The following is a 12,768-nucleotide window of genomic DNA, read 5'->3' on the forward strand; positions in this document are numbered from 1 at the left end:
CTAGCCTGCAACCTGACTCCCCCGAGCAAGGATGCTCCCCATGCCCAACTACAGAGCGCTGCCCATGGCCGGCCTCCTTCTGAGCGCCATCGCCCTGCCGAGCGTCGCCAGCCCGTGCCCCGACTGGACACCCGCCCAGGCGCAAGCCGAAACGGCCACCCTGCAACAGCACATCAACCGCTGGGACGACAGCTACCACCGCGAAGGCCTGTCGCCGGTGACTGACGAACTCTACGACCAGTCCCGCGCCCGGCTCGAACATTGGCAAAACTGTTTCCCCACCGTCGTCGCGGAGCTCGCCAACCCGCTACGCACCGCACGCGGCACTGTCCCGCACCCCATTCCCCATACCGGCGTGGAGAAACTGGCCGATGAAAGCGCCGTACACCGGTGGTTCGCCGGGCGCGAGGAGGTCTGGGTACAGCCCAAGATCGACGGCGTGGCCGTGACCCTGATCTATCGCCAGGGACGCTTCCAGCAAGCCATCAGCCGTGGGGATGGCCTTCAGGGCCAGGACTGGACCAGGCCCGCGCAACTGATAAGCGCCATCCCCAAACACCTGCCCGAGCCTCGGGACCTGCTGCTACAGGGCGAGCTCTATTGGCGCCAGCACGATCACATACAGGCCAAGGCCGGCAGCCTGAATGCCCGCGGCCAGGTCGCCGGCCTATTGGCGCGCAACCAGCTGGATCCCCAGCAAGCCAGCCAGATCGGCCTTTTCGTCTGGGACTGGCCCCAAGGCCCGAGCACCCTGGCGCAGCGCCTGGACGGTCTCAAGGCCCTGGGGTTTCCCCACAGTAGCGAATACAGCCAGCGCGTCAGTACGTTCGCCGAGGTCCAGCACTGGCGAGCGCACTGGTATCGCTCGGCCCTGCCCTTCGCCAGCGATGGCATCGTCCTGCGCCAGAGCCGGCGCCCGGAAGCGCAACGCTGGCAGGCCAAGGCGCCCTACTGGATCGCCGCGTGGAAGTACCCGTTCGCCCAGGCCCTGGCCAGGGTGCGCAAGGTCGACTTCAAGATCGGTCGCACCGGCCGGATCACCCCGATGCTCGAACTGGAGCCGGTCCAGCTTGACGACCGGCAGATCAGGCGGGTCAGCGTCGGCTCGCTACCGCGCTGGCAAGAACTGGATATCCGCCCTGGCGATCAGGTATCGATCAGCCTCGCCGGCCTGACCATTCCGCGCCTGGACAGCGTGGTGCTGCGCGCGTCCCAGCGTGTTCCGCTGCAGGTCCCGGACGCCTCGGCCTTCCATGCGCTCAGTTGCTTGCAGCCCCTGCCCGGCTGCAAGAGCCAGTTCCTCGCGCGCCTGACCTGGCTGAGCGGCAAGTCCGGGCTGGACCTGCCCCATGTGGGCACCGGCACCTGGGAGAAGCTGCTGGACGCAGGGCTGATCAACGGGCTGCTCGATTGGTTGACCCTCGATCCTGCAGAGCTTGCTAACATTACCGGCCTTGGCGAACGCAGCATCGCGCGTTTGCTGGGCAGCCTGCACAGCGCCCGCCAGCAGCCGTTTCAGCGCTGGCTCAAAGCCCTTGGGCTGCCACCGACCGGCAACGCCAGGCTCGAGGATGACTGGGCGGTGTTGGCGGCCATAACCACCGAACAATGGCAGGCCCAAAGCGCTATAGGCCCGGGACGCGCCGCTCAGTTGAGCGCCTTTTTCCGCGATCCGCAGGTCCTGGCCTTGATTGAAGAATTACGTGCCGCCGGAATCGAAGGCTTCTGAAGCCTTTACAACCGGCGACGTTGAACCCCGGGGACGCAGATGGCTCAAACAGCCCATCGCCCCACTCCTGCTATTCATCTTTTCACATGGAGCCTTTATGAAATTTCTTGCACCGCTCACCCTCTTCGCCGCGTTCAGCCTGACAACCCCAGCCCTGATGGCCGCCGAACAGGCCCCGGAACTCACCGGCTGCGCTGCCAAGCGCCAGGCCATCAGCACCCAGATCGAACAGGCCAAGGCCCATGGCAACAGCGAGCAACAGGCCGGCCTGGAAAAAGCCCTGAGCGAAGCCACCGCGAACTGCACCGACGCTTCGCTGAAAAAGGAACGCGAAAACAAGGTGCTGGAAGCCAAGCACGAGGTCAGCCGACGCCAGACCGACCTGGACAAGGCCATGAAAAAAGGCGACGCCGAGAAGATCAACAAGCGCAAGGACAAGCTGGCCGAATCCCGCAAGGAATTGCAGGAAGCCCTCGACGAACTGGACAAGTAAACTCGAGCCGCTGCGGCAGATGTGCCTGCCGCAGCCACCTCAGGCAACAGGATCAGTGATCGCGAAATTCTTTATGGCAGGCACTGCAGGCATCTTCGACTTTCTGCACCGCCGGCCCCAAATTGCTGGCCTTGTACGGCTGGACCTTGCTGGCGATCACCAATTCACCGGTGGCCGCCTCGAGGGCACGGGCCAGTTCCTGGAAACGTGCCTGCTTCTGCCAGACATCGTCAGTCGCGCTGGTGTGCTCCTGCTCCTTGACCTGCGGGAAGTGCTTCCAGGGTTCGCGGGACAGGTTGTCCAGCTTGATCGCGCCTTCGGTAAAACGCGGGCCGTCGAACGGGATACGCCCACGGAGCATGCCGCCCAGGTCCTCACCGGTCTTGAGCATCTGTTTGAAGATCGCCTTGCGCTGACCCAGCGGGGAGTTCGGATCGACACCGCCGCAGGCGGACAACGTCAGGCAGGCCAGCAATACAACAGAGAGTCTTTTAAGCGTCATGGTGGCTTCGGGTCACGGGAAACGGCCGCCAGTATCCTCGCCTGTCCGGCAAAGACCAATAGCCCTATTAACAATATGGATTGCCTGAAGTCGCCATGCGCCCAGGCAAGCCACAAAGGAATTACCCAATGAACACCCGTTTCAAACTGTGGCGTCGACACCTGGCCTGGGCCTTGCCGGCCGCGATCCTGCTGGCCGGATGCAATGGCGGCGAAGTCGGCAAGCCACCCCAGCCCCACGCTATCGCCACCTATACCAGCGCCAGCTGGGAAGCCTTGCCCACTGTGTCCGACGACGACCTGCTGGCCGGCTTCGGTTCCTGGCGCAGCGCCTGCACCCGGCTGAAAGCCGACCCGGTGTGGGGCCCGACCTGCGCGACCGCGGCCAACGTGCCGCTCACCGCCCTCGATGTCCGCAGCTTCCTCAAGGAACACCTGGACGTCTACGGCCTGCGCTCGGCCAGCGGCAGCAGCAACGGCCTGATCACCGGCTACTACGAGCCGGTCTACCCGGGCAGCCTGACCCAGACCCAGGCCGCGTCAGTGCCGGTCTACGGCGTGCCGGAAGACATGATCATCGTCGCCCTCGACAGCATTTATCCCGAACTCAAGGGCAAGCGCCTGCGTGGCCGCCTCGAAGGCCGGGTGCTGAAACCCTACGACGATGCCGCGACCATCGAGACCAAGGGGGTCAAGGCGCCGGTGATCGCCTGGCTGACCGACCCGATGAACCTGCAATTCCTGCAGATCCAGGGCTCGGGCCGCATCCAGCTGGAAGACGGGCGCCAGTTGCGCATCGGTTATGCCGACCAGAACGGCCACCCCTACCGCCCCATCGGCCGCTGGCTGGTGGATCAGGGCGAGCTGAAGAAAGAGGACGTGACCATGGGCACCATCGCGGCCTGGGCCAAGGCCAACCCCAATCGCATCCCGGAACTGCTGGGCAGCAACCCCAGCTACGTGTTCTTCAACCGCAACCCGGACAGCAACGAAGGCCCGCGCGGCTCGCTGAACGTACCGCTGACGTCCGGCTACAGCGTGGCGGTGGACCGCAAGGTGATACCGCTGGGCAGCCTGTTATGGCTTTCCACCACCCGGCCCGATGGCAGCAGCCTGATCCGCCCGGTGGCGGCGCAGGACACCGGCGGCGCGATCGCCGGCGAGGTTCGCGCCGACCTGTTCTGGGGCACCGGCGACGCGGCCGGGCAACTGGCGGGGGATATGAAACAGCAGGGCCAGATCTGGATGCTCTGGCCCAAGGGCGCCACGCTGCCGAAAGTGCCTCAAGTCACCGACAGCAAATGACCCCGTAGCCCCGTAGCCGCTGCCGAGCTTGCGAGGCTGCGATCGACTGCGTAGCAGGCGCAAAACCTGAGAGTGCGTTGGGCCAGGATAACCGCGACGCCCCCATTGCGGCCGCTGCGCGCCCGGTCGCAGCCTCGCAAGCTCGGCAGCGGCTACAGGTCAAATGGAGACGAAAAAGAAGCTGGCAATCAGCGCGATACCGACGAGCCACACCAGCGACCGCAGGGTCGCCCAGTCCGCCAGGTAGCAGATGATGTACAGCAGGCGGCTGGTGATGAACAGCACCGCCAGCACATCGATGGTCACCAGTTCGGCGACGTTGGCGATGTGGGCAATGATCACCCCCGCCGCGAAGGCCGGGGTCACTTCAAAACTGTTGAGCTGCGCCGCATGCGCCCGCCGGGCGAACCCCTCGAGGGTCTCGAGATAGGCCCGTGGGTCATGGTTCTGCCGCAGGCCAAAGTTGCCCCCGCTGAACTTGGCGATGCTGTTGCACAGGTAAGGCAGGAAGATGGCGATCAATACACACCAGAAAGCGACGGTCATGGCAGAGTCCTTTTTAAAGTCATGAGGGGAGCGGGGTCAGAACTTCATCACCAGCATGCCGATCAGCACCAGCCCACAAGCTAAGAGCCGAGGTCGGCCGAAAGGTTCTTTCAGGTAACGCATGCCGAACAGCACCACCAGGATCACGCTGACTTCCCGCAGCGCCGCCGCCTCGGCGATCGATCCCAGCTGCATGGCCCACAGCACCAGAGCGTAGCTGAACAATACGCAGAACCCGACGCTCAACCCCAGTTGCCATTGCTCGCGCCAGAACAGAGTGAAGGCCGCACGCTTGCGCAGCAACGCCAGCAACGGGAAGGGCCAGGCGCTGAGCAGCGTCACCCACACCAGGTAATCCAGCGGATGGGACCAACGGCGCAATGCCTGGCCGTCGATAAAGGTGTAGCAGCCGATGCACAGGCCGATCAGCGCCACCACCGGCAACATCGACCACGGCAGGCGGTCGCCGCCACCGCCCTGCCACAGCAGGCACAGCATGCCGAAAGGGATCAACAGGATGCCGAGGATCTGCTGGGGGCTGAGCACCTCGCCGGCGAAGATCAGGGTCAGGGCCAGCACCACCAGGGGCGAAAGGCCGCGCATCAGTGGATAGACCAGGCCCAGGTCGCCGACCCGATAGGCCTGGATCAGCAGGTAGCGGTAGAGCAATTCGAAAACCGCCGAGGCCAGGATCCATGGCCAGATCTCCAGCGGCGGCCATGCGACGAATCCCAGCATCAACGCCACGAACAGCAAGGCGACACTGTCCATGCAGGCCACCACCAACAAGCGCTCGCCGCTGAACTTGATCAGGGTATTCCATGCCGCATGCAGCAGCGCCGCCACCAGAACCAGAGTTGTCGCCAACACCTCACACTCCCTGTTTGCGATAAGAGAATCGATTCACCTAGGCGCTACGGCTGTCTATACTGACGCCGACCACGCCGCACTCAGTTGCGCATATCTATTCCAATAATTCCTGCTGCTGCCCGATCCGCCGGACCCGCTCCGATGGAGGAGCAAAGCCGGCATGCGTATGCCTGATCAGGGCGTCAAGACTACAGACAGAGAATCCTCGCATGCCACTCGCCTTGCTCGCACTGGCTGTTGCCGCCTTCGGCATCGGTACCACTGAATTCGTCATCATGGGCCTGCTGCCCGATGTCGCCCGCGACCTGTCCGTCAGCATTCCCCATGCCGGCCTGCTGATTACCGGCTACGCCCTGGGCGTGGTGTTCGGCGCGCCGATTCTCGCCGTCGGCACCGCCAACATGCCACGCAAGGCCACGTTGCTGGGCATGACCCTGATGTTCATCCTCGGCAATGTGCTCTGCGCGCTGGCACCGAACTACACCACGCTGATGGCCGCGCGGGTGATCACCGCGCTGTGCCACGGCGCGTTTTTCGGCATCGGCTCGGTGGTCGCCGCCAGCCTGGTGGCGCCGAACAAACGCGCCCAGGCGATCGCCATGATGTTCACCGGCCTGACCCTGGCCAATGTGCTTGGCGTGCCGCTGGGTACGGCGTTGGGGCAGTACGCCGGCTGGCGCTCGACCTTCTGGGCGGTGTCGGTGATCGGGGTGATCGCCGCCATTGCCCAGTGGCTCTGGCTGCCCCGGCACATCGCCATGGACAAGGCCAACCTGGCCAGCGAATTCAAGGTCCTGGGCAAGACCAACGTGCTGCTGGCCCTGGGCATGAGCGTGCTGGCGTCCACCAGCCTGTTCAGCGTCTTCACCTATATCGCGCCGATCCTGCAGGACGTCACCGGCGTCAGCCCCCATGGCGTGACCATCATGTTGCTGCTGTTCGGTGTCGGCCTGACGGCCGGCAGCATGCTCGGCGGACGCCTGGCCGACAGCCGCCTGTTGCCGTCGCTGGTGGCCATGGCGCTGGCCGTGGTGCTGGTACTGGCCGCGTTCAGCCAGACCAGCCATCTGCTGATCCCGGCGGCGATCACTTTGCTGCTGTGGGGGATTTTCGCCTTCGCCCTGTGCCCGATCCTGCAACTGCTGATCATCGACCAGGCCCATGAGGCCCCCAACCTGGGCTCGACCCTGAACCAGAGCGCCTTCAACCTGGGTAACGCCGCCGGCGCCTGGATCGGCGGCCTGGTGATCGCCAGCGGCGCCGACCTGGCCGACCTGCCGTGGACCGGCGCGCTGGTCGGCGGGCTGACGGTGCTGACCGCGCTGCTGTTCATTCACCTGCAACGTCGCCAGGCGACCGCGGTCAATGTATCCGGCTGAGGCCGCCGAGCGCGCGACTGACCGACAATCGCCTCTAGAACCACACACCGACCGGCTCACCGCCAGAAGAATCTGAACTTTCCTTGTCGGTGTGCCCCGGGCCGCCAGCGGCCCATCCAACCCTTGCCCGATGGTTTTCGGGCTTTCTTTTCACCTTTCTATCCAAGGGACTCCGGATGCTTGAACTCGTTGCCGCCTTCATCTGCCTGACCACCCTGCTCACCTACGTCAACTTCCGCTTCATCGGCCTGCCGCCGACCATCGGGGTGATGGTCACCGCACTGCTGTTTTCCCTGCTGCTGCAAGGCTTGAGCTTCCTCGGCTATCCCGGCCTGGAAGAGCACGTGCAACAGCTGATCGGCCAGATCGACTTCGGCGACCTGCTGATGAACTGGATGCTGTCGTTCCTGCTGTTCGCCGGCGCCTTGCACGTCAACCTCAACGACCTGCGCAGCTACCGCTGGCCCATCGGCCTGTTGGCCACGGTCGGCGTGCTGATCGCCACGTTCGTCATCGGTAGCCTGGCCTACTGGATCTTCGGTCTGTTCGGCTGGCATGTGAGCTTCCTCTATTGCCTGCTGTTCGGCGCCCTGATCTCGCCGACCGACCCGATCGCGGTGCTCGGCGTGCTGCGTACCGCCAACGCGTCCAAGCCACTGAAAACCACCATCGTCGGCGAGTCGCTGTTCAACGACGGCACCGCGGTGGTGGTGTTCACCGTGCTGCTGGGTATCGCCCAGCTCGGCGAAACCCCGACCATCGGCGCTACCGCCCTGCTGTTTGCCCATGAGGCCATCGGCGGCGTGGTGTTCGGCGGGCTGATCGGCTACCTGGTGTACCTGATGATCAAGAGCATCGAGCAGCACCAGATCGAGGTGATGCTGACCCTGGCCCTGGTGATCGGCGGCTCGGCGATGGCCAGCGAACTGCACGTCTCGGCGCCGATCGCGATGGTGGTGGCGGGCCTGATCATCGGCAACCTGGGGCGCAACCTGGCGATGAACGACATGACCCGGCGCTACCTGGACGGTTTCTGGGAACTGCTCGACGACATGCTCAACGCCCTGCTGTTCGCCCTGATCGGCATGGAGCTGTTGCTGCTGCCGTTCAACTGGCTGCACTTGCTGGCCGCGAGCCTGCTGGCGGTGGCGATCGTGCTGTCGCGCCTGCTCACCGTAGCCCCGGCCATCGTCCTGCTACGCCGCTGGCGCAGCGTGCCACGCGGCACCATCCGGGTACTGACCTGGGGCGGCCTGCGCGGCGGGGTTTCGGTGGCGCTGGCCCTGGCCCTGCCATTGGGCCCGGAGCGCGACCTGGTACTGAGCATCACCTACATCGTGGTGCTGTCGTCGATCCTCCTGCAGGGCCTGACCATCGGCAAACTGGTGCGTCATGTCACCAAGGATGCTCCGGCCGCCGCCCAGGACGCTCACTGACAACCTGCCCCCTGTAGGAGCGAGCTTGCTCGCGATCGGCCCGTCCAGACACCGCACTGCTTCAAGCAGATCGCGTCGCCTGGCAGCCCTGATCGCGAGCAATCAAGCGTCGACCGGCTGCTCCTACAAGAAGACGGCTCAGGCGATCGGCTCGTCATCCTTGAACTGGTCCTTCACGTACCTGATCTCGGTACGACCGTGAGGGGCCGGCAAGCCGTCCTCGCCCAGGTTGACGAAGACCATCTTCTCGACGGTGAGGATGCTTTTGCGGGTGATCTTGTTGCGCACTTCACAGGTCAGGGTGATCGAGGTGCGGCCGAATTCGGTGGCGGTGATGCCCAGCTCGATGATGTCGCCCTGGCGCGAGGCGCTGACAAAGTTGATTTCGGAAATGTACTTGGTGACCACGCGCTGGTTGCCCAGCTGGACGATGGCGTAGATCGCCGCTTCTTCGTCGATCCAGCGCAACAGGCTGCCGCCGAACAGCGTGCCGTTGGGGTTGAGGTCTTCGGGTTTTACCCATTTGCGGGTGTGGAAATTCATGGGAGGGGCTCCGGGGTATTTGAGCGATTGCGGTGGATGTGCCCCCCAGCTTCAAGTTTCAAGCTTCAAGCTGCAAGTAAAAAGCGGCCTGCTCTTACTCGCAGCTTGAAGCTTGCACCTTGCCGCTTAAAGAAAGCTATAATCGCCTCCGTTTCAAAACGGTAACGATCACCTGATACCGTTTTCCCGCCACCTGTCCGAGGGGCGCTGCAGCAGGCTAGACCTGTCAGGCTCGGATGGGGCGTTGTCTGGCCGTGATGGTTCGGTCAGTCACTAAACGCACAACGGCGCCCATTCGCATACTTACGAATGGAGGCTCTTCATGAGCGCTGTCATCACGCCTGCAGATTTTACCGACTACAAAGTCGCCGACATGTCCCTGGCCGCCTGGGGCCGTCGTGAAACCATCATCGCCGAATCGGAAATGCCGGCCCTGATGGGTCTGCGCCGCAAATACGCCGCTGAACAACCGCTCAAGGGCGCGAAGATTCTCGGCTGCATCCACATGACCATCCAGACTGCCGTGCTGATCGAAACCCTGGTTGCCCTGGGTGCCGAAGTACGCTGGTCGTCCTGCAACATCTTCTCGACCCAGGACCAGGCCGCTGCCTCCATCGCCGCCGCCGGCATCCCGGTATTCGCCTGGAAAGGCGAGACCGAGCAAGAGTACGAGTGGTGCCTGGAGCAGACCATCCTCAAGGATGGCAAGCCATGGGATGCCAACATGATCCTCGACGACGGCGGCGACCTGACCGAGCTGCTGCACAAGAAGTACCCGCAGGTGCTGGATCGCGTCCACGGCGTGACCGAAGAAACCACCACCGGCGTGCACCGCCTGCTGGACATGCTGGCCAAGGGCGAGCTGAAGATCCCGGCCATCAACGTCAACGACTCGGTGACCAAGAGCAAGAACGACAACAAGTACGGCTGCCGTCACAGCCTGAACGATGCGATCAAGCGCGGTACCGACCACCTGCTGTCCGGCAAACAAGCGCTGGTCATCGGCTACGGTGACGTGGGCAAGGGTTCGGCCCAGTCCCTGCGTCAGGAAGGCATGATCGTCAAGGTTTCCGAAGTTGACCCGATCTGCGCCATGCAGGCCTGCATGGACGGTTTCGAACTGGTTTCGCCGTTCATCGACGGGATCAACACCGGTACCGAGGCGAGCATCGACAAGGCCCTGCTGGGCAAGATCGACCTGATCGTGACCACCACCGGTAACGTCAATGTTTGCGACGCAAACATGCTCAAGGCCCTGAAAAAGCGCGCCGTGGTCTGCAACATCGGTCACTTCGACAACGAAATCGACACCGCTTTCATGCGCAAGAACTGGGCATGGGAAGAAGTGAAGCCACAGGTGCACAAGGTTCACCGTACCGGCCCAGGCGCTTTCGACGCCCAGAACGACGACTACCTGATCCTGCTGGCCGAAGGCCGCCTGGTGAACCTGGGCAACGCCACCGGTCACCCAAGCCGCATCATGGACGGTTCGTTCGCCAACCAGGTCCTGGCGCAGATCTTCCTGTTCGGCCAGAAGTACGCCGACCTGTCGCCAGCCCAGAAAGCCGAGCGCCTGACCGTTGAAGTACTGCCGAAGAAACTCGACGAAGAAGTGGCCCTGGAAATGGTTCGCGGCTTCGGTGGCGTGGTCACCCAACTGACCAAGCAACAGGCTGACTACATCGGCGTGACCGTCGAAGGCCCGTTCAAGCCGCACGCTTACCGGTACTAAGAGCAGTTGCAAGCCTTGAGCTTCAAGCGGCAAGCGAGGGCCACAAGCCCTGCTTGCCGCTCGAAGCTTTCGGCTTCGTCCCTATTTGCTTAAACAGTTTCAAGCAGCCCGTTCCAGGCCCAAGAGTCGAGCGCACCTCCGCTACTCTTGCAGTTTGTGGCTTGCAGCTTGTAGCTGGAGGTTTCCTCCATGTCCCAAGACCGTCGCTACAGCTTCGAGTTCTTCCCGACCAAGACCGATGCTGGGCATGAAAAACTGCTCGCCACTGCCCGCCAGCTGGCCAGCTACAACCCCGACTTCTTCTCCTGCACCTACGGTGCCGGTGGCTCGACCCGCGACCGCACGATGAACACCGTGCTGCAGCTCGAAAGCGAAGTGAAGATCCCGGCCGCACCGCACCTGTCCTGCGTGGGTGACAGCAAGGCCGACCTGCGTGGCCTGCTGACCCAGTACAAGGCTGCCGGCATCAACCGTATCGTCGCCCTGCGCGGCGACCTGCCTTCGGGCATGGGCATGGCCAGCGGCGAGCTGCGTCACGCCAACGACCTGGTGAGTTTCATTCGTGAAGAGACCGGCGATCACTTCCACATCGAAGTGGCGGCGTATCCGGAAATGCACCCGCAGGCGCGCAATTTCGAAGACGACCTCAACAACTTCGTGCGCAAGGCCAACGCCGGCGCCAACAGTGCGATCACCCAGTATTTCTTCAACGCCGACAGTTATTTCTACTTCGTCGAACGCGTGCAACAAATGGGTGTGAACATCCCGATCGTGCCCGGCATCATGCCGATCACCAACTACAGCAAGCTGGCGCGTTTCTCCGACGCCTGCGGCGCGGAAATCCCGCGCTGGATCCGCAAGCAACTGGAAGCCTACGGCGACGACAGCCAAAGCATTCAGACGTTCGGCGAACAGGTCATCACCGAAATGTGTGAACGTTTGTTGCAAGGCGGGGCGCCAGGGCTGCATTTCTATACCCTGAACCAAGCCGAGCCAAGCCTGGCCGTCTGGAACAACCTGAAGCTGCCGCGTTAACCGCCCGGCAACATCAGAAAAGGCCTTGGCGAAATCCAGGGCCTTTTTTTTAACCCCCAATACATCCGAAGGATCGCCGTAGATGTCCACAGGCAGCACCGCAGCACGCCCACAATTGATCTATCTGGTTTACGGCGCCGCGACCTATCACCAGGAAGCCGCGTTCAGCATTGCCAGCGCCCTGGCCGGGCTGCGCGAAACACCGGGCGAAGCCCTCGACATCCAGGTCTTCACCGACAATGCCGCGCCTTACCGCGACCTGCCTGTGCGCGTGCGCCCCCTGGACGAAAACACCCGCCAGGCCTGGATCGCCCCACACGGCTACCACTTTCGCGCCAAGCACGTGGTGATGCAGCAGGTGCTGCAAGAGTCCGAACTGGCGCTGCTGATCGACACCGATACCTTTTTTCACTGCTCGCCGCTGGAGCTGTTTCGCCGCATCCAGCCCGGCACCCTGCTGTGTAACGCCTTCGGCATGTGCTACGGCGCCAACAAGGAGTCCGGCCTCTACCAGTCCCTGGCCGGCTTGCTGCAGGAACGCAAACTCGCCGACGACCAGATGCCGCTGCTGAACTCCGGCGTGATCGGCCTGCACCGCGCCGACGCCGATGTGCTGGAGCGCTCCATCGCCCTGATGGACGAGCTGTACCCGCTGGCCAACGGCGCCTACACCCTCGAAGAGTTCTGCCTGTCGGTGGCGGCCTATCGCACCAAGCAGGTTCGCGAATGCCCCGACCTGATCCACCACTACTGGAGCCGCAAGCAGCTGTTTCGCGCCAAGATCAAGGCCTGGCTGGACAAGCACGGCGCAGCACCCACCAGCAGCGTCGCCCTGGACGAAACCCGCCTGGTCACCGCGACCCTGCCACGCCCACCGGCGTTGCAACGCCTGGCCTACAAGATCGTGACCCTGGCCCTGCCCGGGCACCAGCGGCAGTTCATGCGCGAAATCCTCTACGGCTGCTACCGCCACACCAACGAATTCGACCAGGCCTGCGCCCCGGTCTGGTGGGAGAAAGCCCGGGAAAACGCCGAAGGCCGCCTGAAAAAGCCGCTCAACAGCCATCAACTCGAGCGCTGGTTCAACCACCCGGTGATTCGCCTGGTACTGGGCCAGCGACGCAAGGCCATCTACCTGCATCTGATCGAGACAAAGGCTGACTGAGGCTTGAGCTAGACAGCCTCTGGTATTGGGCGAC

The 12,768-nt window shown here is 63.4% G+C and carries 12 protein-coding genes and 1 riboswitch; of the genes, 8 read left to right on the plus strand and 4 right to left on the minus strand.

The window, feature by feature from the left end; all coding sequences use genetic code 11:
- Positions 1–40: 40 nt before the first annotated feature.
- Positions 41–1,729 (plus strand): NAD-dependent DNA ligase LigB, encoded by a 1,689-nt coding sequence (ligB, locus tag PVZ78_RS07770; RefSeq protein WP_273828534.1) that lies wholly within the window; start codon positions 41–43, stop codon positions 1,727–1,729.
- Between the two features lie 97 nt (positions 1,730–1,826).
- The gene (locus PVZ78_RS07775; RefSeq protein ID WP_009051275.1) at positions 1,827–2,222 is read left to right on the plus strand and encodes a DUF1090 domain-containing protein; all 396 of its coding nucleotides are present in this window, start codon (positions 1,827–1,829) and stop codon (positions 2,220–2,222) included.
- A gap of 52 nt (positions 2,223–2,274) precedes the next feature.
- Here the strand turns inward: PVZ78_RS07775 and PVZ78_RS07780 are convergent, their stop codons facing one another.
- A complete protein-coding gene (locus tag PVZ78_RS07780; protein ID WP_009051276.1) occupies positions 2,275–2,724 on the minus strand; it encodes a c-type cytochrome in 450 nt (149 codons plus the stop codon).
- Positions 2,725–2,852: 128 nt separating this feature from the next.
- Between PVZ78_RS07780 and mltA the strand changes: the two genes are divergently transcribed.
- Positions 2,853–4,028, plus strand: a complete 1,176-nt coding sequence (gene mltA, locus PVZ78_RS07785) for a murein transglycosylase A (RefSeq protein WP_101283814.1) — start codon at positions 2,853–2,855, stop codon at positions 4,026–4,028.
- 159 nt (positions 4,029–4,187) lie between these two features.
- Here the strand turns inward: mltA and PVZ78_RS07790 are convergent, their stop codons facing one another.
- Together PVZ78_RS07790 and PVZ78_RS07795 are read right to left on the minus strand one after the other, a co-directional pair.
- Positions 4,188–4,574, minus strand: a complete 387-nt coding sequence (locus PVZ78_RS07790) for an MAPEG family protein (protein WP_009051278.1) — start codon at positions 4,572–4,574, stop codon at positions 4,188–4,190.
- Between the two features lie 36 nt (positions 4,575–4,610).
- A complete protein-coding gene (locus tag PVZ78_RS07795; RefSeq protein ID WP_016704241.1) occupies positions 4,611–5,444 on the minus strand; it encodes an EamA family transporter in 834 nt (277 codons plus the stop codon).
- Between the two features lie 209 nt (positions 5,445–5,653).
- Here PVZ78_RS07795 and PVZ78_RS07800 point away from each other — a divergent pair, with 209 nt between their 5' ends.
- Together PVZ78_RS07800 and PVZ78_RS07805 are read left to right on the plus strand one after the other, a co-directional pair.
- Positions 5,654–6,823: an MFS transporter gene (locus PVZ78_RS07800; protein WP_273828535.1), complete on the plus strand. Its 1,170-nt coding sequence runs from the start codon at positions 5,654–5,656 to the stop codon at positions 6,821–6,823.
- 176 nt (positions 6,824–6,999) lie between these two features.
- On the plus strand, positions 7,000–8,259 hold the full coding sequence (locus PVZ78_RS07805; RefSeq protein WP_009051281.1) for a cation:proton antiporter: 1,260 nt from the start codon (positions 7,000–7,002) through the stop codon (positions 8,257–8,259).
- 138 nt (positions 8,260–8,397) lie between these two features.
- On the opposite strand, the gene PVZ78_RS07810 is transcribed toward PVZ78_RS07805, so the two are convergent.
- On the minus strand, positions 8,398–8,802 hold the full coding sequence (locus tag PVZ78_RS07810) for an acyl-CoA thioesterase (RefSeq protein ID WP_007932525.1): 405 nt from the start codon (positions 8,800–8,802) through the stop codon (positions 8,398–8,400).
- 193 nt (positions 8,803–8,995) lie between these two features.
- Positions 8,996–9,102, plus strand: a riboswitch (S-adenosyl-L-homocysteine riboswitch).
- Positions 9,103–9,124: 22 nt separating this feature from the next.
- Between PVZ78_RS07810 and ahcY the strand changes: the two genes are divergently transcribed.
- From ahcY to PVZ78_RS07825, 3 genes are all read left to right on the plus strand, one after another.
- A complete protein-coding gene (gene ahcY, locus PVZ78_RS07815) occupies positions 9,125–10,534 on the plus strand; it encodes an adenosylhomocysteinase (protein WP_009045993.1) in 1,410 nt (469 codons plus the stop codon).
- A 189-nt stretch (positions 10,535–10,723) separates the two neighbouring features.
- Complete coding sequence (gene metF / locus PVZ78_RS07820) at positions 10,724–11,569, plus strand: methylenetetrahydrofolate reductase [NAD(P)H] (RefSeq protein ID WP_009051282.1); 846 nt, start codon at positions 10,724–10,726, stop codon at positions 11,567–11,569.
- Between the two features lie 82 nt (positions 11,570–11,651).
- Positions 11,652–12,734, plus strand: coding sequence for a hypothetical protein (locus PVZ78_RS07825; protein WP_016704244.1), 1,083 nt, complete (start codon positions 11,652–11,654; stop codon positions 12,732–12,734).
- The last annotated feature ends 34 nt before the right edge of the window (positions 12,735–12,768 follow it).

This window comes from Pseudomonas sp. SBT1-2, from assembly GCF_028640875.1.
GTDB lineage: Bacteria > Pseudomonadota > Gammaproteobacteria > Pseudomonadales > Pseudomonadaceae > Aquipseudomonas > Aquipseudomonas chlororaphis_I.